Here is a 21,435-nt window from a genome sequence, read left to right on the forward strand (position 1 = left end):
GTGCTGCATGCGCGCGGCGACATACCGGGTTGGGATGAGGACCGGGTCTACGAGGTGGCCGACGCCCTGCTGCACGGCGAGCAGGCACCGGAACCGGACCCCGACGAGTTGCCCGCCACCGGCGCACGCCTGCGATGGATTCCGGCGCAGGGGCCTTCCGCTGCGCCCGCCCAGGGTCTCGAACGGGCCGAGTTGATGGTCGACGGCGACATCGTCGGCAGTGTCGAGGTGGGCTGGGAGGTGGATCCGTTTGCAGTGCCGCTGCTGCAAATCGCGCACCGGACCGGGGCCCGGGTCGTCCTGCGGCACGTGGCGGGAACCGAGGATTTGGCCGCCAGCGTGGCCGCCAGTCACCCGCCCGGCACCCCACTGCTGAACCTGGTACGCGAGCTACGCACCGATCGCGGCCCGGTGCTGCTGATCACCGCGTTGCATCGCGATTTCGCATCGACGGACACCTTGGCGGCACTGGCCATCGCCGACGTCGCGGTCGCGCTGGACGATCCCCAAGCGGCCACACCGTGGACCGCGGACATCATCACCGGCACCGATCTGGCTGCGGCCGTGCGGATCCTGTCGGCCTTACCGGTGGCGCGGCGGACCACCCAATCATCGGTAAACCTGGCCAAGGGCGGCACCACATTGGCCGGGCTGTTGCTGGTCACTGGCGAACCTAGCCGTCCCAGCAATCCGCTGAGCCTGCGACGCTGGCTCAATCCGGTTAACGCGGCCGCGGCGAGCGCGTTGGCGTCGGGCGCGTACTCGGCCAGCAAGGTGCTGCGGCAGCCCGATCCCACCCCGCAGCCGTTGACCGCATGGCACGCATTGGACCCCGAGATCGTCTATTCCCGGCTGGCCGGTCGTACCCAGCCGCTCGCCGCCGAAGTCGGCGAGCCGGCATGGCGACGCGTTCTTGAGGACCTGTACTACGAACCGCTCATGGCGCCGCTACGGCGACCACTGAATCAGATGGGACGGCTGCTGGACGCGACCCGCCACGAGCTCGCCGATCCGCTGACCCCGATCCTCGCGGTCGGCGCGGCCGCCTCGGCGATCGTCGGCAGCAACGTCGACGCGCTGCTGGTCGCCGGTGTTATGACCGTCAACGCGCTGACCGGCGGGGCGCAACGGTTACGCGCCGACGCGGCAGCCGCCGAGCTGTTCGCCGAACAGGACCAAGTCGCGCGCCGCGTCGTGGTCCCGGTGGTCGCGACGACACGACGTCGCCTGGAAGCGGCCCGGCACGCCGAGCGCACGGTGACGGTCGCAGCCAGTTCACTGCGTCCCGGCGACGTCATCGACTTATCCGCCCCGGACGTGGTCCCGGCCGATGCTCGCCTGTTGGTGGCCGAGGACCTTGAGGTCGACGAATCGTTGCTCACCGGTGAGTCGTTGCCGGTCGACAAGCAGGTGGATCCGGTCGCGGCCGGCGATCCCGACCGGGCCAGCATGCTGTTCGAGGGCAGCACGATCGTCGCGGGGCATGCGCGGGCGATCGTGGTGGCCACCGGTGTGGGTACCGCGGCGCACCGCGCAATTTCGGCGGTCATCGACGTCGAATCATCGGCGGGCGTGCAGGCGCGGCTGCGCGAGCTGACCGCCAAGGTGCTCCCGCTGACGCTCGCAGGCGGCGCGGCAGTCACAGGGTTGGCGTTGCTGCGCCGTGCGTCGCTGCGTCAGGCGGTCGCCGACGGCGTCGCGATCGCAGTGGCCGCGGTCCCGGAAGGCCTGCCGCTGGTGGCCACCCTGTCCCAACTGGCCGCCGCCCAGCGGCTGTCGGCGCGCGGCGTGCTGGTCCGCGCGCCCCGCACCATCGAAGCGTTGGGCCGCGTCGACACCGTATGTTTCGACAAAACCGGAACGCTCACCGAAAACCGGCTGCGCGTCGTGCGTTCGGTGCCTGCCGCGACCAATCCGCGAGGCCCGTTCCCCGATGCCACCGACCCGCAAGCGGCCCACATTCTGCTTGCCGCCGCTCGGGCATCCACCCAACCGCACGAAGGTCAGGGCCATGCCCACGCCACCGACGAGGCGATCCTCAAATCCGCAGAATCGCTCGCCGGCGAAAGTGATTCGGAGTGGAATCTGATCGCGGAGGTGCCGTTTGAGTCCAGCCGCGGCTTCGCCGCCGCGATCGGCACACTGAGCACGGATCCAACAACGCCGTTGCTGATGCTGAAAGGCGCTCCGGAGGTGGTGCTGCCGCGCTGCCGGTTCGCCGATCCGGAGGCCGACCAGGACCACGCGGAATCGTTGGTGCACAACCTCGCCGAGCAGGGCTTGCGGGTGCTGGCGGTGGCGAAGCGCAGCTGGGTGCACGAGACCGAAGACGACGACGATACTGACGCCGACGCCGTCGACGCCGCCGCCTATGACCTGGAATTGATCGGCTACGTCGGCTTGGCGGATACCGCCCGACCATCGGCGCGCCCGTTGATCGAAGCGCTGGTCGATGCTGACCGCAACGTCGTGCTGATCACCGGCGACCACCCGGTGACCGCGCGGGCGATCGCCCGCCAGCTGGGGCTGCCTGAGGATGCGCGGGTGATCACCGGTGCCGAACTGAACGGCCTCGACGAGGATGCCTGCGCCAAACTCGCCGCCGACGTACAGGTCTTCGCCCGTGTCAGCCCCGAACAGAAAGTCCAGATCGTCGGGGCGTTGCAGCGCTGCGGGCGGGTCACCGCGATGGTCGGCGACGGAGCCAACGACGCAGCCGCGATCCGGATGGCCGATGTGGGCATCGGGGTGAGCGGTCGCGGTTCGTCGGCCGCTCGCGGCGCCGCCGACATCGTCTTGACCGAGGACGACCTTGGCGTACTGCTGGACGCGCTGGTCGAGGGCCGCGGGATGTGGGCCGGTGTCCGCGACGCGGTGACGATCCTGGTCGGCGGCAACGTCGGCGAGGTGCTGTTCACGATCATCGGTACGGCATTCGGCAGCGGCCGGGCGCCGGTGGGAACCCGCCAACTGCTGCTGGTGAACTTGCTGACGGACATGTTCCCCGCGCTCGCGGTCGCCGTCACCCCGCAGTTCGACGAACCCGAGGCCGACGAATACGACACCGCGGAAGAGGCCGACGAGGCCCGGCGGGCCTATCAACGATCGGTGCTCACCGCTCCGACTCCTTCATTGGACGCCCCGCTGATGCGGCAGATCGTCACCCGCGGCGCCGTCACAGCCGCCGGTGCGACGGCGGCGTGGGCCATCGGACGCTGGACTCCGGGCACCGAAAGACGCACGGCAACAATGGGATTGACCGCCCTGGTGACGACGCAGCTGGCTCAAACGTTGCTGGCTCGGCGGCACAGCCCGCTGGTGGTGGCCACCGCGCTGGGCAGCTCCGCGGTTTTGGTCGCGATCGTCCAGACTCCCGGCGTCAGCCACTTCTTCGGCTGCACACCGCTGGGGCCGGTCGCCTGGACCGGAGTGGCCGGCGCCACCGCAGCGGCGACCGGCCTCTCGGTGCTCGCACCGAACTGGTTGGCCAAAACCACCGGAATCGCCGAGGCCGACGAGGCGTGAGACTGTCGGCGGGCAAATTCACGTTTTGGCCATCTAAGCGTGCGCCTTCCCAGCAAGATCGGTACTGGGGTTGCTGAGCACAAAGGAAGTTCGATGAGCCAGACGAGTCTTAGCCCGACCGGAACCCAAGCGCCGAATTTGGCGCTGCTATTCCTGCACCGCGTCGAGTCATCGCCAGACCGGGAGGCGTTCCGCTACCCCGAGGACGGCAAGTGGGTTTCGGTCACCTGGAAACAGGCCGCCGAACGGGTGGAAGCCCTGGCAGCCGGGCTGCTGGCGCTGGGCGTCGCGCCCGAGGATCGCATCGGCATCGCGTCGACCACCCGATTCGAGTGGATCGCGGCCGACCTGGCGATCATGTGCGCCGGCGCGGCGACCACCACCGTCTATCCGAGCACCAACGCCGAGGACACCGCCTACATCCTCGCCGACTCCGACTCGAAGATTGTCTTCGCCGAGGACGACAAGCAGCTGGACAAGCTCACCGAGCGCCGCAGCGACTTACCCAACCTCGCCAAGGTGGTGGTATTCGACGGGGCTGGTGACGGCGACTGGGTGATCACCCTGGACGACCTCGCCGCACTGGGCGCAAAGCACCTGGCCGAGCATCCATCCAGTGTGCGCACGACCGCCGAGGAGATCAGCGGCGACCGGTTGGCCACGCTGATCTACACCTCGGGTACCACGGGCAAACCCAAAGGGGTGCGGCTGCGGCATGAGGCGTGGGTGTACACCGGCGCCACGATCAACGACATGGATCTACTCGGCGAGGACGACCTGCAACTGCTGTGGCTACCGCTTGCGCACGCCTTCGGCAAGGTGCTGATCTCCACTCAGCTGGCGTGCGGGTTCGCCAGCGCGATCGACAGCCGCGTCGACAAGATCGTGGAAAACACCGGGGTGGTCAAACCAACATTCATGGGAGCCGCGCCGCGCATCTTCGAGAAGGCCTATTCCAAGATCCTCACGCAACAGAGCGGGGCCAAAGCCGTCCTGTTCAACCGGGCATTCGCCGTGGGTAAACAGGTTGCGCGCAGTCGCCGCGAAGGCAAGTTCGTGTGGCCACACTTGGTGCTGCAGCACAGGCTGTTCGACCGACTGGTGTTCGCCAAGATCCGCGACGTGTTCGGCGGGCGGATCCGGTTCTTCATATCCGGTTCCGCACCGCTCAACCGTGACATCGCCGAATGGTTCGAAGCCGCCGGCCTGCTGATCCTGGAGGGCTACGGGCTGACCGAGTCGGCGGGCGCGGGCTTCATCAACCGCCCCGACAACTACAAGCTCGGCACGGTCGGGTTGCCGTTCGAGGGCACCGAAGTCCGGATCAGCGACGCCGGTGAGGTCCAGTTCCGTAGCAAGTGCGTGATGGCCGGCTACCACCACTTGGACGAGGCCACCGCCGAGGCGCTCAAGGACGGTTGGCTGTCCACCGGGGATCAGGGCAGCATCGACGACGACGGATTCCTGAAGATCACCGGCCGGATCAAGGAACTGTTCAAGCTGTCCAACGGCAAGTATGTCGCGCCGCCAGCGATCGAAGCGAAGTTCGCGACGTTGTGCCCCTACGCCAGCCAGTTCATGGTGTTCGGCGAGGGACGCAATTTCGCTGCCGCCCTGGTCACCCTGGATTCGGACTCAATCGGCGGGTGGGCCAAAGACCACGGGCTGGGCGACACACAGTACGAGGAGCTCACGAAATCCGATGCGGTGCACGAGATGATCGATGAACACGTCAAGAAACTCAATGCCAGCCTCAATCGCTGGGAGACCATCAAGAAGTGGGCACTGCTTGACCACGAGCTCTCCGTCGACCGCGGCGAGCTCACACCGTCACTCAAGGTGAAGCGCGGCGTCGTCGCCGAGCAGAACAAGGAAACGTTGAATGGCTTCTATTCCTGACCCCGCTGAACTCGAAGTCGAGCAATCAGATTCGCTGCCCGATGCGGTCAACGCGGTCCCGCCGGGACATCTGCTGCGCCTGCTGGAATGGCGCACCGGTGTCGAATATCTCGCCGCTCTGGCGGCTGCCCCGCGCATCGCCCGCTGGCCCCGGGGCGACGGCCATCCAGTTCTGGTGATCCCAGGATTTCTGGCTGGACCGTTCTCGACGCGGTTTCTGCGTGATGTCTTGCGCCGCTTGGGCTATCGGGTTTACGACTGGGGTCTGGGCTACAACATGGGATATCGCTCCAGCATGAATGAGACGCTGCCCGCGCGGCTGCGCCACATCCGAGAACGGGCCGATGGGCGCAAAGTGAGCATCATCGGCTGGAGCGCCGGTGGAATCTATGCCCGGGAATTGGCGCGCGCCTTCCCCGACGATGTCCGGTCGGTGATCACGCTGGGATCTCCGTTCCGCGGCAACCATCGGGCCAGCACCGCGTGGACGGTGTGGCGGCTGGTCAACCGGGGCAGCGAGGTCACCGAAGCGGTCTCCGAAGCCGCGCAGCGACGCCGAGACCAACCGTTGTCGGTGCCGACGACATGCATCTACAGCAAGAGCGACGGCATTGTGGCCTGGCAGTGCTGCACGAGCCTGCCCGCACCGGAGACCGAGAACATCGAAGTGCGCAGCAGTCACCTCGGTTACGGCCACAATGTGCAGACGCTGTCGGTGATCGCGGACCGTCTCGCCCAGCCGGAAGGCGGCTGGCGGCCGTTTCGGCGCTGAGCTGCCGCTTAGTTGGGCAGCTCCTTCCGTAACACCTTGCCGGCCGGATTCCGTGGCAAGCTGCTCAGCAAATGGATATCCCTGGGCTGTTCGAAGCGGGATACCCTGTCCTGCAAGTACTCTCGCAGCCCTTCCTCGTCCACGTCGCTGTCCGGGCGCGGCACCACATATGCCGCCAGCCGGTGACCGAACCGCTCGTCGGCCACGCCGACGACGGCGTTGTCGGCAACGTCTGGGTGCTCGGCGAGCGCGTTTTCAACCGCACGCGGGTAAACGTTCTCTCCTCCGGAAATGATCATGTCGTCTTCCCGGCCAACGATGAACAGCCGACCCGAATCATCGAGATAGCCCATGTCGCCGGTGCTGGTCATGTCGTTGACGACGACTTTGGCGCCGCCGCCGGTGTAACCCTCAGACGCCAGCTCGCCGCCGACGAATACCCGTCCGGTGACGTCTGGTCCGACGGGTTGGTCGGTGTCGTCGAAGATCAGCACCGGGCAGCCGGCGACCGGCTTGCCGACCGTTTCCGGGGCGTTCCGCAAGTCGGCAGGCGTCGCCAGCGCGCCGATGCCGACCTCGGTTGAGCCGTAGCCGTTGTAGAGAATGTCGCCGTAGCTGTCCATAAACCGTTGCGCGAGGCTGGGATCGAGCCGATCACCGCTTGACATCACCACCCGCAGTGCCGGCACCGGGTATTGCGCCCGCACATCGTCGGGCAGGTCGAGGATGCGCGCCAGCACGACAGGCACCGCCGTGAACGCATCGGCGCGATGACGCGATGCTTGCGCGAGTGCTGCTTCGGCATCGAAATGGCTGTTGGTGAGCACTGTGCCGCCGAGACCGAGGGTCAACATCAGCATGCCGAGCCCCAGGCCGTGAAACATCGGCATTGCCACCGAGATTCGTGACCCGGCTGTCAGCCGGGTGCGATCCAGAATGGTCACCCAGACACCCACCGCCGAGCGCATCCGCGGGGCGCGGGGAACACCCTTCGGTTTGCCGGTGGTACCCGAGGTGAGAAGAATAATCCGCCCAGACGCTGCCACCTTGGGCCGCGGACCGCGGTTGCGCGTCTTGGCCGCCACCGCGTCGACGACAGTGACCGCATCATCGGCCGCGTGCACCTTATCGGCGAATTCAGCGTCAGAGACGATCATTTGGATTTGGTGAGCACTCAACGCGGCGGCTAGTGCGTCGGTGCGAAAGTCCGTATTGACCAGCACGACATCAGCCCCGACCAGGGCCACGGCGAACACCGCACGAACGAAGCCCCGACCGTTGCGGCACATGACGCCCACCGCTTGCCCGGGTGCCGCGCCCTCTTCGATGAGTTGAGCTGCGAGAGTTTCGGTTTCCGACCGCAATTCGCGGTAACTCAACGTGCCGTCGTCATCGACGATCACCGCCCGGTTGGGCCAACGAGCCGCGGCGACCGCCAGCAAGGTGTAGGGATTGGTGCCGCCGCGGCCTACTTCGCCGATCAGCCGGACCAGTGCCGCGGGATTAGGCGGGCTGAGCAGTCCGGAGCGCAGCAACGCCCGAGCCGCGGTCATGGTTACCTTTTCGGTCATCGGTGGTTTTCAGTCGCCGGCGGACTCTTTGAAGAATCTGCGGTACCAGATCCGCGCTGCACGATCCGCAGGCCCGGCCAACAGCACCGACGCAAGCTCGACCGGGCCCACCCATGGCGGCGCGAGAGTCCGCGGTCGTTGGATGATCGCCTTCGCGATGACGTCGGCGGCTTCATCGGGATCCAGCCCCGGAAGTTTGGTCAGCACCGGTGTGGGCTCGATCATCCTGGTGCGGACCAGCGCGAAGTAGACAGAGGTGACGTCGACACCGTCGGCGTGTAATTCCGGTGCCACGCTGCGTAGCCACCGGTCGAACGCGCCCTTGGATGCCTGGTAGACGCCCCACTGCGGTCCAGGCGGGACACGCACAGCGACGCTCGAGACGTTGACGATGTGCCCGCGGCCCTGCTCACGCATGGCCGGAAGGACACCCAGTAGCAGCTGGATCGGACCGAGGTAGTTGATGCCGATGGTGCGCTGAAAGTCGTGGGGTCGGTCGTACTGATTGTGCAGCGAGCGGCGCAGCGACTTACCGGCGTTGCTCACCACGATGTCCAAGGCGCCGTGCTCCGTGCCGATCTTCTCCGTTAGCGCGCCGACTGCGCCCTCATCGGTCAGGTCCGTTGGATAGGCGACTGCCTTTCCGCCGCCCGCGTTGATCGAAGCAACCAGCTCCTGCAGCTTGTCCGCCGACCGCGCCACAACCAGAACGGTGGCTCCTGCCGCGGCGACCTTGCGGGCCGTCGCCTCGCCAACACCGTACGACGCTCCGGTGACCAGGACGGTCTTGCCGGAAATCGCGCTGCGCAGCTTGTCCAGATTCGAGACCCGCGCCGGGTTGGCGAGCAGATCGATGGCTTTTGCTGCCACATTCATCAGACGACTGCCTCTTCCAGTCGGCATTGACTTACTTCTGGTCTACCTATACCCACTTGCGGTGCAGCCGCAGCTTGATTGTTGAGGCAGTCAGTTCACCAGGCTGCGGCCGGCGACAGGTACGGGTCCATGTACCCGGAGTTGGAAGCGCCGGGAGTTAAGCGGTCGTTCATCGACGTCGGCCCGACGCGGCGTTCGAAAATTCGCCATCCGTGCTCGGTGCGCCGCAAGCGATCCGTCATCGCCGAGTAGACCCAAAGCGCGGGCATGTCGGCGTGGCTTGTGACGACTTGACCTTGGACGATCTTGGGCGAAGACGCCTCTGCTGCATAGCGGATGAGAAGGTTGTGGTAACGGACGACCACGCCGTCGTCGCCGTCGGGATCGACGATCGGGTTGGTAGCGTGCCGGCTCACCCCGGGAACGGTGTAGGGGTACTGCGCTTGGAAGAATCGCCGCGTCTCGATCCGGCCACGGACGGTGCCATGGGTGTGGTGCGTGACGCCGTCGGGGAGGAACGCTTCGACCATCGCGTCGATGTCCCAGGCGTCGAATAACCAGTTGACCCGGTTGATGAAGTCGATCGCACTCACGTGGTCCGCAGTGTCGACCGCGTTGTCGAGGACCACGGAGGGCACGTTCGGAGCAGCCATTTGCGGACATCGGGATAGCGTCTCGGTCCGCGGCATATGCGCTCTGACCTGCATACTTAACCTCGCGTTCATCTGTGATTCATCAACTAGTCAGCGCTAGTTTACCCAATTGTCGGCCGAACGAGCGGTTTCGTTACGGCTACGGTGTCGTCCTTGTCGTGCGAGCCGGCGGCCCTCCTGTTTCGCAAAACAAGCCGTATGCGATATCAGCGGTCGAAGAGGCCGGTCGGCATGGGCGTGTCGAGTCGGAGAATTCTGCGCCTATGAAGGGTTAACCACGCACGAAAACCATTCCCCATGAGGCGGATTCGCCGCGGCACATTGCTCGGGCGATCTGGCCTGCGACATGATCGGTGGTATGGCCGACATCGATTTTTCGTTACTGGATGTGCCGCGGTCGGCACCGATCGACGACCCTGAGGACTACCTACGTGCCGCGATCGCCTGGCACTTCGGCGAACACACCGGCTGCACGTTCTGGCTAGAGGCGGCACGGACGCTGAACTTCAACCCGCTGACCGACGTCAACACGTTCACCGATTTGCGGCTGTTCCCCAACTTGCTGAACGAGCTGCGGAACGTGCCCGTCGAGGAGCTGATCCCCCGTGGATACGGGTCCCCGCCGCCGCCGCCGCAGATCTTCGAGTCCGGTGGCACCACAGGTGCGCCCAAAAGAACTGTGCAGCTGCCAGATTGGATCGAACAAGTCATCCAATGGCAAACCGAGGACTTCGCGAACGGCGGTTTTCTGCGAGGCCGCGGCTTCGTCTGCATGATGCCGAGCGGGCCGCACGGGGTGGGTTACTTTTCTCGTCTTGTCTCCGAACGGCTCGGCTCGGTTTTTCACGCGATCGACCTGGATCCTCGCTGGGTCAAGAAGATCGCCGCCCGCCCGGCCGTAGCAGCCACTGCCGAGGTGTCGGCGTACGTCGACCATCTCCTCGAGCAGACCGTGCACATTCTGCAGACCCAGGACGTGGCGAACCTGCACACCACTCCGCCGCTACTCGAGGCCATCGCCCGCAACGACCAGTTGGCGAACTTGGTGAACGACAAGATTCGCTTCACGCTGCTCAGCGGTGCCCATGTGGACGTCGATACGCTCAACTTGCTCCGCGAGATCTTCCCGAATACGGCGATCACGATGGTGTTCGGCAGCACCATGATTCTCTCTCAAGCGATGACTCGCCACAGCGACGACGACGCCCCCTTCGTCTTTGATCCGCGCACGCCATACGTGGTGTTCTCGGTGGTGGATCCCGACACCGGCGAGCAAGTGCCTTACGGTCAACGCGGACAGGTCGTGATGAACCATCTCAGCAAGGGCATGTTCCTGCCGAACAACCTGGAGCGCGACAGTGCGATCCGGCTGCCGGGACCCGAAGGCCAAGTGGGTGATTCGCTCAGCGAGGTACAGCCCGTCGCAGCCTTCGAAGGCGAGCCCGTCATCGAAGGCGTCTACTGATGCGCATCGACGCGCTCGGCCCCGACGGCGCGTACCAGACCCGCAACCGCGAAACCGTCACGACCACCGCCGGTGTGGCGGCCGTCGATCTCAGCATCGTGCCGCCGCTGTATGTGTCGCGCACTATCAGCGCGCAACGCAACACCCGGCCGCTGCCGGCACAACAACGGGAAGCCGCATTGGCCAAGGCCGCCGACGCCTTCGCCACCGGGGTAATCGCGGGGCTGGACTTCGACAGCTACGTCGAGCTGGCAAGCCGGATTTCCGGAGTCCCGATCGCGGTAACGCGGTCGAGCGCACGCGGCGTCGCCGATTGTGTCGCTTCAGCATCCGGTGTGGCGCAGCTGGCGAGACCGGCCGGCGCTGCCTCGGATTGGCGCGACCCGCGCACCCGCAGTGGCGCTGCGGTGTGGGTGCGGCGGGGCGAGGTATTCGGTGTGCTGGCCTCTGGAAACGGCCCGGGGGTGCATGGGCTGTGGCCTCAGGCGCTGGCTCTCGGATACCGGGTGGCGGTCCGCCCGTCGCGCCGCGAACCGCTCACCGCGCACCGGCTGGTTCACGCGTTGCGGGAAGCCGGGTTTCGTCCGGCCGACGCCGTGTACCTACCTACCGATCATCGCGGCGCAGACGAGATCATCCGGTCGGCCGATCTCGCCATGATCTACGGAAGCCAAGACGTCATCGACACGTACGCCAACAACCCGACGGTGTTGGTCAACGGCCCGGGCCGGGCCAAGATCCTGATCACCGCCGACCACGACTGGCGAGACTACCTCGACGTCATCACCGACTCGATCGCCAACATTGGCGGGATCGCATGCGTCAACACGACCGCCGTGCTTTACGAGGGCGATCCCACTCCGCTGGCCCACGCGATCGGCGAACGGCTAGCGACGATTCCGGTGCTGCCTACCGAGGATGAGCAAGCGGTCCTTCCTACCCAAAACATCGACCAGGCACAGGCTTTGGCGAACTACCTGGCAACCGCGGCGACGGGCACTACCCCGGTGCTCGGCGCCGACCAGGTGGTCGCAGAACTGACCGATGGCTGCGCCGCACTGCGGCCGGCCGTGCACCTGATGACCACGCCCGACGTCACCAAGCTCAACATCGAGCTGCCCTTCCCGTGTGTTTGGGTCTCGCCGTGGTCACGCTCCGACGGTGTGGAGCCGCTTCGGCATTCGTTGGTGATCAACGCGATCACCAACGACGACGACCTGATCGATGATCTGCTCGCCGAGCCGACCATCGCCAATGTGTACCGCGGCCACCATCGCACGTATTACGGGGCACCCGAAATCCCGCACGACGGGTTCCTGGCCGATTTTCTGATGCGCAACAAAGGTTTTATTCGCGATTGACAGCAGCGATCATCGCCTGATTGAAGGCGGGATAGATGTCGTCGTACGTCCCGTCCCGCTCGGCGAACCGGAACCCCTTGACCCGGTCCACGATGATCTCGTCAGCCTGCGGCTGAGTCTGCAACAGAGTGATTGTCTCGGTGATGTACTCGTCCAATGGCATTGCCCTGGAATCGAATCCGCGCTCGCCCTGCAACCCGGTCTGCACCTGCGGCGGAATGATTTCGATCACCTGGACCGGGGTGTCACGCAGCTGAAATCGCAGCGACTGGGTGTAGGAGTGCAGCGCTGCCTTGGTGGCGCAATACGTCGGGGTAATCGCGCTCGGAATGAACGCCAGCCCGGACGTGACGTTGAGGATCGCCGCGTGTGGCTTGCCCAGCAGCCTGTGCAGCAACGCCGCGGTGAGCCTGATCGGTCCCAGCAGATTGATCGCGATGCTCAGCTCCGCCGCGCCGGGGCCACCGGCGGCGAGGTCCTCGACGCGCTGGATGCCGGCGTTGTTGACGATGACGTTGAGGTCCGGGTGGTGGTCGGTGAGCTCGATGGCAAATCGCCGGATGTCGGCGGGGTCGCCTTGATCCAGCGATAGGTATTGGATGCCCGGGTTGGCTTCGGTGACCGTCTTGAGGTGTTCGAGGCGCCGGCCCGCGATGATGACCTGGTTGCCCAATCGATGTAATGACTCGGCCAAACCGCGGCCGATCCCGGTGCCCCCACCGGTGACCAGGATCGTGTTGCCGGTCATCTGCATGACTTCCTCCTCCAGCTCTTTCCGTCGCCTGTCTGATACCTGCATACCCGCGGCCACCGAGGCGCCGCATGAAGACCCCGTAATCCTGTCGGCGCCCTGAACTAGCCTGTAACGGTGGCGCAGGTTCCGCGGACTCGCTACGCCACGTGTAGCGAAGTCGACATCGCCTACCAGGTCCTTGGTGAAGGGCCGACTGACCTGCTGGTGCTGCCCGGTCCGTCCATCCCGATCGACACGATCGACGCCGAGCCGTCGATGTACCGGTTCCACCGGCGCCTGGCATCCTTCAGCCGGGTGATCCGGCTTGACCAGCGCGGGGTCGGTCTCTCGTCGCGGGCGCCGTCGCTGGACGTGATCGGACCGAAGTTCTGGGCAAAAGACGCCATCTCGGTGATGGACGCGGTCGGGTGCGAGCGCGCGACGATCTTCGCGCCAGGGTTCGCCTCGATGACAGGGCTCATCCTCGCGGCCGACTATCCCGAGCGGGTGAGCAACCTGGTGATCATCAATGGCGCGGCCCGTACCCTTCGTGCTGACGACTACCCATTCGGCTTCGATATCCGCGACGACGACCCCTATACGACGGTTGCGATGGAACCCGATGCCGTCGACCAAGGCTTCGACATGCTCGGCTATATCGCTCCCAGCATGCGCAGCGACGACGCGTTCCGCGCATGGTGGGATATGGCCGGTAACCGCGCCGCCTCACCCAGCATGGCCCGCGCCATCATCTTGACCGTCAGGCATTGCGATGTCCGCGACACCCTGGCACGCATCACCGCACCGACGCTGGTCCTGCACCGCGAAGACTCGGAGTTCTGCCCAATCGACAACGGTCGCTACATTGCCGAGCACATCGGCGGAGCACAATTCGTCCAGCTGCCTGGAGCAGACGCTCTTTACTGGGTCGGCGATACCGCGCCGATGATTGACGAGATCGAAGAGTTCGTCACCGGCGTGCGAGGCGGCACGGGCGCCGAGCGGGTGCTGACCACGATCATGTTCACCGACATCGTCGGCTCAACCGAACGTGCCGCCGTGCTCGGCGACGGTCGCTGGCGAGACCTGCTCGACAACCACGACACCATCGTGCGCCACGAGATCGATCGGTTCGGCGGCCGCGAAGTCAACACCGCCGGTGACGGATTCGTCGCGACCTTCACCAGTCCGAGCGCCGCGATCGCGTGTGCTGACGCGATCGTCGACGCGGTCAGGGTCCTGGGCATCCAAGTGCGGGTGGGCATTCACGCCGGGGAAGTCGAGGTTCGCGGCGCTTTGAAGGAAGATGTCGCCGGGATGGCCGTGCACATCGGTGCGCGCGTCGCAGCACTGGCCGGACCCAGCGAGGTACTGGTTTCGTCGACGGTACGCGACATCGTCACCGGCTCGCGACACCGGTTCGCCGATCGCGGCGAGTACGCCTTGAAAGGCGTGCCGGGTCACTGGCAGCTGTGCGCCCTTGTGCGCGAGCTCGCCACCGTCAAGCAGTAGTGAGCTACGCTCGGCGGCATGCCACCGCGACTGAACCTGTTCACTAATCGCGAGCGCGCCAATTCCTTTGGGGGCGCGGCACACAACTACGACACATATCGTCGGCGGTACCCGGACCAGCTGATCGGCGACGTTGTGGCGTCTGGTGTTCGTCGAGTCGTTGACGTGGGCGCAGGAACCGGAATTGCTTCGATGCAGTTCGTCGAACGCGGCATCGATGTCCTTGCGGTCGAACCCGATACCCGCATGGCGGCCGTCGCACAAGCCAAGGGCATTCCGGTCGAAATCGCGACCTTTGAGCAATGGGAGCCTGCCGGCCGTCGATTCGACCGCGTGGTGTTCGCGGCATCGTTTCATTGGGTGGATCCGGCCGTGGCATTGCCGAAGATACGCGGCATTCTCAGTGACGGCGGGAAGCTCGCATTGATGTGGAACCGGCTGCGGCCCAGCCGGCCAACGCGTGCCCAATTCGAGTCGATCTATCAGGACTATATGGCTATCGACGCCCGCGGCGCGGACGGCGAACCAGGCGATCTCACCGACTTGCTGACCGCGGCGGGGTTCACGGTCACGCGCCGGAGTTATCCGCACAACCTGCAGTACTCAGCTCAACAGTGGGTGGACATCGCGTTTACTTTTTCCAATCACCTGACGCTGGCCGCCGACAAGGCCACCGAGCTCCGTACCAGAATGGCCGAGCTCATCGGTCCTTCGGGGGTGTCGGTCGGCGGAGACGCATTGGCGATCCTGGCGACGCCGTCCTAGCGCCGCCGCGTCTCGAACTGGAAGCGTCCGATTGCCCGGCGTAGGCTGCGAACAGAAGCCGGCCGTGGAAAAAGTCGCGGACTCGGTTTCGTAAACGCTTGTCAAACTTGGCATTTCATTGAGGAGTGGCGCTTATGACGACCCTGAACACGACGTTGTCTCCTGCCCTGCAGCGGGCGCTGGACCTGCTGATCGATCCGCCTACGGACCCCGATGTGAGCAACGGCTATCTCGACCTGCTGGGCAGTTCAGCAGCCGACGACGACAGCCCCGCCAGAAACACCGGTGCCATTCAGGCAGTGTGGGCGTCGTCGATCGGTTCGATGCTTTACGACAATGCGCAGGCCATATCGCGCAGGTTCGTCGCCTCGTTGCAGCACCCGATCGAGTGGTTGAACATTCCGCAGGGCGGGGTGGCCTTGGATGTCGGCTCCGGTCCCGGTTCGGTGACCGCGTCGCTGGCGCGCGCCGCAGAACCCGACGGACTTGCCTTGGGAGTCGACATCTCCGAGCCGATGCTGGCGCGCGCTGTGCGGGCTGAAGCTGGACCACAGGTCGGCTTCCTGCGCGCCGATGCGCAGCGGCTGCCGTTGCGCGACCAGACCGTCGACGCCGTCGTTTCGATCGCGGTCCTGCAGCTGATACCCGACCCGACGGCAGCACTGTCGGAGATCGCCCGGGTACTGCGACCGGGCGGTCGACTTGCGGTGATGGTGCCCATCGTCCGAAGTCTGCCGATGCTATGGCAGAAGCTGCCCAGCGGCGGGGCGTACGTGTTTGGCGAAGATGAGATCGGCGACATTCTCGAAGACCACGGCTTCGCCACCGTGCGCACCAAGACCCTCGGCACTTTTCAGTGGGTGCGTGCCAAACGGGGTTGACGCCCGCAGCGTTTCACATCGACGGGTGATTTTCCCGGACTCCGCCGTACATGCCCCACCGGACGATCAATGGCATTACCACGCGATCAACCGACCACGACGGGAACCGCAGGGCATGACCGGTGGGGAAGAACACCTCCAACCCGCTGGGCTGTATCCCGAATAACGAGCCCCACCGCCGGCCCGGCGCCCGGTAGCTGCGCAACGCTCGACCGGCAAGCTCGGCGCGAATATTTCTGGCCACCAACGCATCCCCGCGATTGCGGGCGGAGCTGCGCAGCGGGTCGGTGGCCGCGACATCCCCGATCGCGAACACCCGTTGCTGGCCGGGCACCCGCAACTCGGGTGTCACGGGAACGAAGCCGTGCTCATCGAGCAGCTCGGGCGGCAGCCAGTCGGTGTTGGGCTGCACGCGCCCGATCGCCCACAGCACGGCCTCGGCCGACGCCGGGGGTTGTCCTGTGCTCCACTGCACCGGCTCGCTGGTGATCTCGTCGCCGGCGAACCCGTCGTCGATCACCGCGCGGTGCCCCGGGTGAAGGCCGACACCGAGATCGGTCAGCCGGGCGTGGATGCGCTGCCAAATCCGCGGGTGATAGCCGACCAACGCTCGCTCGCCGGGGAAGTAGAGGTCGATTCTCTTGTGCGGCCAGGTAGTTGCCATGTTGGCGGCGCTGCTGACCGCGGCTGCCCCGCCGCCCACGACGATCACGGACTTGGCGTCCACCACCCGGTTGTGGGCAGCGCGCAGATCGGCGCCGATCTCGGCGGCCGACTGCATCGTCGCCCGGCGCCAGAAGCCATTGCTGACCCCGGTGCAGATGACCAGCGCGTCGTACTCCTCGGCGAACGTCGTACCGTCGTCACGCCGACCGGAGACGGCTCGAGCGACTATATCGAGTGCGGTCAGCGTGCCCTGAATGATCCGCACCCGATCCAGACGACGGAATCGGTCGAATGGGATCCAGTAGTCCCGGGCCCAGTCATCGGGCCGGGACAACCGCACGCCGAGTTCCTGCCCGCTGACCAGTGCAGGTTTGACCGAGATGCCGACGACGTCGGCGTGCCGGGAGAGCCGAATCGCGGTGAGGATGCCGACATCCCCCAGCCCCGCGACGACGACGCGTTTGCGGCTCATGCCAGCAAACTGTAACACGTTCTAACTGGGGCCGATCGGCGTCAAACTGGCTAGTGCTGTCCCGCGTTTTGACGGGCGAGCCGTTCATCGTGGATCCTCACCAGTTCACGGAATCCCAGTCGGTGATAATGCGGCACCGGCTGAATTCCCCACTGGTCCTGGGCGGTTGCTTTTCCGGCCGCACCCTCAGGTGGCCCGAACATCGGATACGGGAATTGGCACGCAAGAGTGTCGTTGGAGTATCGGACCTTCATCAGCTCGCTGCAGATCTGGGTGAGGCTCAGGGTCGGCCAACCGTAGTAGATCGCCATGAAGGGCAGCGTGAACGCACCTTCGATGACCAGCGCGACCAGGCAAACCATGACTGCGCGCTTGATCCATTTGTGCATTCGCGCGTAGTAGGGCGTGGTGCCAGGCGGCAGATCGTCTGTCGTTGTCGAGGTTGTCACGGTAGTCCTTCCTAGTCGGAGAAGATTTCGCGGTTGACGGTGTGCAGGTAGGGGACGGCAAGGAAGGGGGTGATGTAGAAGATGTCGTAGAGCCACCAGCCGACGACCGGGAATACCACGCCGGCGTAGCGCACGTCGGCATACATCGTCATGTTGAACACGTAGCCGATCCAGATCACCACGCCCATCCAGCAGGTGATGATCATCCACTGATGGCCCCACCGCTTCATCTGCAAGAACCCGATCGCCGCAGCGACCCGCATGGAGAACACGGTCAGGATTAACCCGGCCACCCAAGCCTTTTCACCGGGCCCCGCTGCGCCGCCGACCCACAGCTCGTTGTAATGCCAGAAGTAGCCGGCATCGAACATGTTTCCCCACCCGACCATCAGCACGCGGTTGATCAGGGTGTGGTTGGCCACCAGATCCAGGGCCCAGCCGAGGCTGTTGAGGCATCCGTCGATCAACACGAGGTAGCCGATCAAGGTGACGATCATCGGCCGCACCGACAGCCCGGCCCGTAATGCCTGGCGCTGCAGCCACACTCCGCGCATGAAGATTGGAAATCCGATGACTCCGGGGGCCCACATCCCCATCAACGCAGCCCCAATGATCATCCATTTGTCAGCCCGCCGCTGGGCATCACGGGATTCGTCGTAGTGCTCGTCGAGGCGCAGCGATGAACGACGCTTGAGCATAGGCAGATTCACAAGTGCCACCAGCCTCGGGCAAACGACATGTACAGCTGGATGAGGAACATCGTCAGCAGGTAGCCGTAGATGAAGACTTGGAAGACGATGAGCGCTCTCTTGCGTTTGCGTTCTTGTTGGTCCATATCGGATTCCTTTCTTAGCCGTCGAGGGTGAGCAGGCTGGCAGCCGCGACTTCACGCAATCCGTCGTGGATCGCGCCGTCGGTTGTGAGTGGCGCGAGGACGCAGGCTTCTGCGGCCTCCATTTCGCTTGCGCCGGCAGCGATTAGCTGCGCGGCGGTGACCAGCGCCCGAGTCGATGGCGGCTCGAAGTGAAAGACTTCGTCGGCGGCGCGGATTGCCAGGGCGCACTGCACGAGTCGGCGCGCAATTGCGCGCTCGACGCTCGCTTCGGTGACAATAACTTCGGCTTCACGCTCTGGCGGAAGGTAGTTCATCGCAAGCGTGGCGAACCGTTGCCGAAACGAGGGTTTGAGCTCCTTGAGCGAGCTGCGGTAGGCGGGGTTGTAGGAGCAGACCAACATGAACGAGGCTGGTGCCTCGACAGTTTCACCGGCGCGATCCAGGTATAGCGCGCGGCGGTGATCAGTCAACGAGTGCAGGATCGCCAACGAGTCGTGGCGGGCTTCGACAACCTCGTCGAGGTAGCAGATCGCGCCGGCTTTGACCGCCTTGGTCAGTGGTCCATCGGTCCACACCACATCCCCGCCGACCACCATGAATCGTCCAACCAAATCTGAACTCGTCAGATCGTCGTGGCAGCTGATCGTAACGACGGGCCGCCCGAGCAGCAGGCCCATATGCTCAACTAGGCGCGTTTTACCGCAACCTGTTGGCCCGGTGAGCATTACCGGGATACGCCGGTGGTAGGCCTGCTCGAACAACTGCACTTCGTTGCCGTTCGCGAGATAAAGATCGGTCGTCATTGGTCCCCTCCGAGGTTGTCGATCATGCGCAAACCAGCTCCCGGTGAACGTGTGCCAACACGCGTGGAAGCTCTTCGACACGCTTGATCCGTTGGGCGCGGCGCGGACCGAATACTTCCGGGAGCGGATCGACCCGGGTGGGTCCGACACCGACGTAATAGACGGAGACGCCGGCCTGGTTGGCTTCGTCAACCGCGTGTGCCACATCCGCCCATGCGTAGCGGCCCTCGTAGCCCTCATCGGACATCAGTCCGTCGCCGATCACGATGAGCAGGCGACGTTCGGATGGTTGTGCCAATAGCCGGTTCGTTAGGTGTCGCAGCGGTGCGCCCAGCCTGGTGTAGCCGCCGGTCGCCAAACCCGAACCGCTGGGGACCACAAGCCCCTTGTCGCGGAAATCCTTCAGGCAGCGCACCTCGACGTGATGGCGGGTGTTGCCGGTGAATGCGAAGATGCCGTGGCGTTCGCCGGCACGGGTCATCGCGCGCGACAGCGCATCTGCACATGCCAACTCCAAGCGGAAGATCCGTCCGCCGTGCACTCCCAACGACGAGCTGGCGTCGAGCAGCAGAGCCGTCGTCACGTCCCGACCGCTGGGCAGCAGCTCTCGAAAGACACGTGGCTCGTTGGCTTCTCCGCTCATCAAGTCGAGGTAGTGGCTGACGTAGGAGTCGACATCGAGGTCGGCGCCGTCTTCCAGGTGATTGGTCATTGCCCGATAGGTATGGGCTTCGAACCACTTGCGCAGATCCGCCGTTGCCGGTGCGAATTCGCGTTCTCTGTTGGCGGGTGCGCGCTCGACCACGGCGACGTGGTCGAGCAGGAAGCTGTTGGTCCACGCATTCCACTCTGGATAAGGAATGCCTTGTCTGCGTTGTGGATTGATATCCACGTCATTGTCCTCAGGCCTGCTAGGTGGCGGCAGGTTGGGGTTGCGCACGCCGCCGTCTCCGCCGACGGGCACTGAGTAGGCCCGGGGCCGGCGCTTCTGCCCGGTGGTCCACGGCATCCTGCCGTACCGCCGCATCGCACTGGCCAGCCCGCGCGTCCTCGCGAATGCTGTCGGCAATGAGCCCAGCAATGGATGTGTTTCCAGCTGCTGGCGTGTTCGGGCCAGTTCTATCGCGCGGTCGAGTATCTGCGTGGCTTCCATGCCGCTGTCGCCGATTTCGAGATCGGGCAGCAGCCGCCGCAGCTCGGTCATCAGCCCGGGCCACGTGATGGCGACCCACCCGAGCGCGACGCCGCCCTCGACGACACTGAGCGCGCAACGCTCGCGGTCCGACATATCGTGCAATCGGTATGCTGCGATTCGCTCTTTGGACGGCGAACATTGCAGTGCCACTCCGCATGTCAACGTTCGCAGCGTCCAGGCAGATGCCATGGCTGGATACGGAACATGCACCACGCGGAGCGAGGCGTCCAAGCTGAAGCTGCGTCTTGGCCCGGTCATCAGGCGTGCACCCTCACGACGCTGATCGCTGAAAGCGACAGCCGCCAACGCGCAACTGCGCTCGGTCGCCGTCGCACGCGCGTCTGAGAGTTCAGCCACGGTCGCTGCGCTCAGAACGTCCCGAGGCTGGAAAACAACCAGTACCAGAATCCGATGATCAGGGCAGTGCCACCCCACGCCGCGATGTAACGGCAGATCTCCCAGAGCATGTCGAACCTCCTTAGGTGGTCAGTCGGAGAAGATTTCGCGGTTGACGGTGTGCAGGTAGGGGACGGCAAGGAAGGGGGTGATGTAGAAGATGTCGTAGAGCCACCAGCCGACAACCGGGAATACCACGCCGGCGTAGCGCACGTCGGCATACATCGTCATGTTGAACACGTAGCCGATCCAGATAACCACACCCATCCAGCAGGTGATGATCATCCACTGATGGCCCCACCGCTTCATCTGCAAGAACCCGATCGCCGCAGCAATCCGCATGGAGAACACGGTCAGGATTAACCCGACCTCCCAAGCCTTTTCACCGGGCCCCGCTGCGCCGCCGACCCACAGCTCGTTGAAATGCCAGAAGTAGCCGGCATCGAACATGTTTCCCCACCCGGTCAACAGCACCCGGGCCAGCAGGGTGTGGTTGCCAACCAGATCCAGAGCCCAGCCGAAGGAGTTGATCGCGGCGTCGATGATGACCAGATAGCCGATCAAGGTGACGAGCATGGGCCGCACCGACAGGCCCTCGCGCTGGGC

At 64.9% G+C, this 21,435-nt stretch carries 19 protein-coding genes; 8 read left to right on the plus strand and 11 right to left on the minus strand.

Annotated features, from left to right (window positions below):
- From WBF82_RS06630 to WBF82_RS06640, 3 genes are all read left to right on the plus strand, one after another.
- Positions 1 to 3,525, plus strand: a 3,525-nt coding sequence (locus tag WBF82_RS06630) for a cation-translocating P-type ATPase (RefSeq protein WP_424382273.1), incomplete at its 5' end; no start/stop codon positions are given.
- A 93-nt stretch (positions 3,526 to 3,618) separates the two neighbouring features.
- Positions 3,619 to 5,424: an AMP-dependent synthetase/ligase gene (locus WBF82_RS06635; protein ID WP_424382274.1), complete on the plus strand. Its 1,806-nt coding sequence runs from the start codon at positions 3,619 to 3,621 to the stop codon at positions 5,422 to 5,424.
- Complete coding sequence (locus WBF82_RS06640) at positions 5,408 to 6,196, plus strand: lipase family alpha/beta hydrolase (RefSeq protein ID WP_424382275.1); 789 nt, start codon at positions 5,408 to 5,410, stop codon at positions 6,194 to 6,196. The genes WBF82_RS06635 and WBF82_RS06640 overlap by 17 nt, the downstream gene beginning before the upstream one ends.
- 8 nt (positions 6,197 to 6,204) lie before the next feature.
- Here the strand turns inward: WBF82_RS06640 and WBF82_RS06645 are convergent, their stop codons facing one another.
- From WBF82_RS06645 to WBF82_RS06655, 3 genes are all read right to left on the minus strand, one after another.
- Positions 6,205 to 7,767, minus strand: coding sequence for an AMP-binding protein (locus tag WBF82_RS06645; RefSeq protein WP_424382276.1), 1,563 nt, complete (start codon positions 7,765 to 7,767; stop codon positions 6,205 to 6,207).
- Positions 7,768 to 7,776: 9 nt separating this feature from the next.
- Entirely contained in the window at positions 7,777 to 8,643 is an 867-nt protein-coding gene (locus tag WBF82_RS06650) for an SDR family NAD(P)-dependent oxidoreductase (RefSeq protein ID WP_424382277.1), read from the minus strand.
- Positions 8,644 to 8,738: 95 nt separating this feature from the next.
- A complete protein-coding gene (locus WBF82_RS06655) occupies positions 8,739 to 9,296 on the minus strand; it encodes a nuclear transport factor 2 family protein (RefSeq protein WP_424382278.1) in 558 nt (185 codons plus the stop codon).
- Between the two features lie 358 nt (positions 9,297 to 9,654).
- Here WBF82_RS06655 and WBF82_RS06660 point away from each other — a divergent pair, with 358 nt between their 5' ends.
- Together WBF82_RS06660 and WBF82_RS06665 are read left to right on the plus strand one after the other, a co-directional pair.
- Positions 9,655 to 10,761: an AMP-binding protein gene (locus WBF82_RS06660; RefSeq protein WP_424382279.1), complete on the plus strand. Its 1,107-nt coding sequence runs from the start codon at positions 9,655 to 9,657 to the stop codon at positions 10,759 to 10,761.
- Positions 10,758 to 12,122, plus strand: a complete 1,365-nt coding sequence (locus tag WBF82_RS06665; RefSeq protein WP_424382289.1) for an aldehyde dehydrogenase family protein — start codon at positions 10,758 to 10,760, stop codon at positions 12,120 to 12,122. The genes WBF82_RS06660 and WBF82_RS06665 overlap by 4 nt, the downstream gene beginning before the upstream one ends.
- Here the strand turns inward: WBF82_RS06665 and WBF82_RS06670 are convergent.
- Complete coding sequence (locus WBF82_RS06670) at positions 12,109 to 12,876, minus strand: SDR family oxidoreductase (RefSeq protein ID WP_424382280.1); 768 nt, start codon at positions 12,874 to 12,876, stop codon at positions 12,109 to 12,111. The two genes, WBF82_RS06665 and WBF82_RS06670, sit on opposite strands and share 14 nt — an antisense overlap.
- A gap of 114 nt (positions 12,877 to 12,990) precedes the next feature.
- Between WBF82_RS06670 and WBF82_RS06675 the strand changes: the two genes are divergently transcribed.
- The 3 genes from WBF82_RS06675 to WBF82_RS06685 all read left to right on the plus strand — a co-directional run bounded on the left by WBF82_RS06675 (position 12,991) and on the right by WBF82_RS06685 (position 16,013).
- Positions 12,991 to 14,367, plus strand: coding sequence for an alpha/beta fold hydrolase (locus tag WBF82_RS06675; RefSeq protein WP_424382281.1), 1,377 nt, complete (start codon positions 12,991 to 12,993; stop codon positions 14,365 to 14,367).
- 18 nt (positions 14,368 to 14,385) lie between these two features.
- Complete coding sequence (locus tag WBF82_RS06680) at positions 14,386 to 15,132, plus strand: class I SAM-dependent methyltransferase (protein ID WP_424382282.1); 747 nt, start codon at positions 14,386 to 14,388, stop codon at positions 15,130 to 15,132.
- A 134-nt stretch (positions 15,133 to 15,266) separates the two neighbouring features.
- Entirely contained in the window at positions 15,267 to 16,013 is a 747-nt protein-coding gene (locus WBF82_RS06685) for a class I SAM-dependent methyltransferase (protein WP_424382283.1), read from the plus strand.
- 13 nt (positions 16,014 to 16,026) lie between these two features.
- Here WBF82_RS06685 and WBF82_RS06690 read toward each other — a convergent pair whose 3' ends face one another.
- The 7 genes from WBF82_RS06690 to WBF82_RS06720 all read right to left on the minus strand — a co-directional run.
- Entirely contained in the window at positions 16,027 to 17,151 is a 1,125-nt protein-coding gene (locus WBF82_RS06690; RefSeq protein ID WP_424382284.1) for an FAD-dependent oxidoreductase, read from the minus strand.
- Positions 17,152 to 17,201: 50 nt separating this feature from the next.
- Entirely contained in the window at positions 17,202 to 17,600 is a 399-nt protein-coding gene (locus tag WBF82_RS06695; RefSeq protein ID WP_424382285.1) for a hypothetical protein, read from the minus strand.
- A gap of 11 nt (positions 17,601 to 17,611) precedes the next feature.
- Positions 17,612 to 18,298, minus strand: a complete 687-nt coding sequence (locus tag WBF82_RS06700; protein ID WP_424382290.1) for a hypothetical protein — start codon at positions 18,296 to 18,298, stop codon at positions 17,612 to 17,614.
- A gap of 8 nt (positions 18,299 to 18,306) precedes the next feature.
- Positions 18,307 to 18,435, minus strand: a complete 129-nt coding sequence (locus tag WBF82_RS06705; RefSeq protein ID WP_424077358.1) for a hypothetical protein — start codon at positions 18,433 to 18,435, stop codon at positions 18,307 to 18,309.
- A gap of 14 nt (positions 18,436 to 18,449) precedes the next feature.
- Entirely contained in the window at positions 18,450 to 19,238 is a 789-nt protein-coding gene (locus tag WBF82_RS06710; protein ID WP_424382286.1) for a CbbQ/NirQ/NorQ/GpvN family protein, read from the minus strand.
- A 22-nt stretch (positions 19,239 to 19,260) separates the two neighbouring features.
- Positions 19,261 to 20,790 carry a nitric oxide reductase activation protein NorD gene (locus tag WBF82_RS06715; protein WP_424382287.1) on the minus strand — a complete coding sequence of 510 codons (1,530 nt, stop codon included), beginning with the start codon at positions 20,788 to 20,790 and terminating at the stop codon, positions 19,261 to 19,263.
- Between the two features lie 129 nt (positions 20,791 to 20,919).
- Positions 20,920 to 21,435 (minus strand): hypothetical protein (locus WBF82_RS06720; protein WP_424382288.1); only part of this gene is annotated, 516 nt, incomplete at its 5' end.

This window comes from Mycobacterium sp., from assembly GCF_049673265.1.
Taxonomy (GTDB): Bacteria; Actinomycetota; Actinomycetes; order Mycobacteriales; family Mycobacteriaceae; genus Mycobacterium.

What these genes read in the sequence shown, in the direction of transcription:
- WBF82_RS06635 (WP_424382274.1), top strand. Translation starts at nt 3,619, where the DNA reads ATGAGCCAGACGAGTCTTAGCCCGACCGGAACCCAAGCGCCGAATTTG.
- WBF82_RS06640 (WP_424382275.1), top strand. Translation starts at nt 5,408, where the DNA reads ATGGCTTCTATTCCTGACCCCGCTGAACTCGAAGTCGAGCAATCAGAT.
- WBF82_RS06645 (WP_424382276.1), bottom strand. Translation starts at nt 7,767, where the DNA reads ATGACCGAAAAGGTAACCATGACCGCGGCTCGGGCGTTGCTGCGCTCC.
- WBF82_RS06650 (WP_424382277.1), bottom strand. Translation starts at nt 8,643, where the DNA reads ATGAATGTGGCAGCAAAAGCCATCGATCTGCTCGCCAACCCGGCGCGG.
- WBF82_RS06655 (WP_424382278.1), bottom strand. Translation starts at nt 9,296, where the DNA reads ATGGCTGCTCCGAACGTGCCCTCCGTGGTCCTCGACAACGCGGTCGAC.
- WBF82_RS06660 (WP_424382279.1), top strand. Translation starts at nt 9,655, where the DNA reads ATGGCCGACATCGATTTTTCGTTACTGGATGTGCCGCGGTCGGCACCG.
- WBF82_RS06670 (WP_424382280.1), bottom strand. Translation starts at nt 12,876, where the DNA reads ATGCAGATGACCGGCAACACGATCCTGGTCACCGGTGGGGGCACCGGG.
- WBF82_RS06680 (WP_424382282.1), top strand. Translation starts at nt 14,386, where the DNA reads ATGCCACCGCGACTGAACCTGTTCACTAATCGCGAGCGCGCCAATTCC.
- WBF82_RS06685 (WP_424382283.1), top strand. Translation starts at nt 15,267, where the DNA reads ATGACGACCCTGAACACGACGTTGTCTCCTGCCCTGCAGCGGGCGCTG.
- WBF82_RS06690 (WP_424382284.1), bottom strand. Translation starts at nt 17,151, where the DNA reads ATGAGCCGCAAACGCGTCGTCGTCGCGGGGCTGGGGGATGTCGGCATC.
- WBF82_RS06700 (WP_424382290.1), bottom strand. Translation starts at nt 18,298, where the DNA reads ATGCTCAAGCGTCGTTCATCGCTGCGCCTCGACGAGCACTACGACGAA.
- WBF82_RS06705 (WP_424077358.1), bottom strand. Translation starts at nt 18,435, where the DNA reads ATGGACCAACAAGAACGCAAACGCAAGAGAGCGCTCATCGTCTTCCAA.
- WBF82_RS06710 (WP_424382286.1), bottom strand. Translation starts at nt 19,238, where the DNA reads ATGACGACCGATCTTTATCTCGCGAACGGCAACGAAGTGCAGTTGTTC.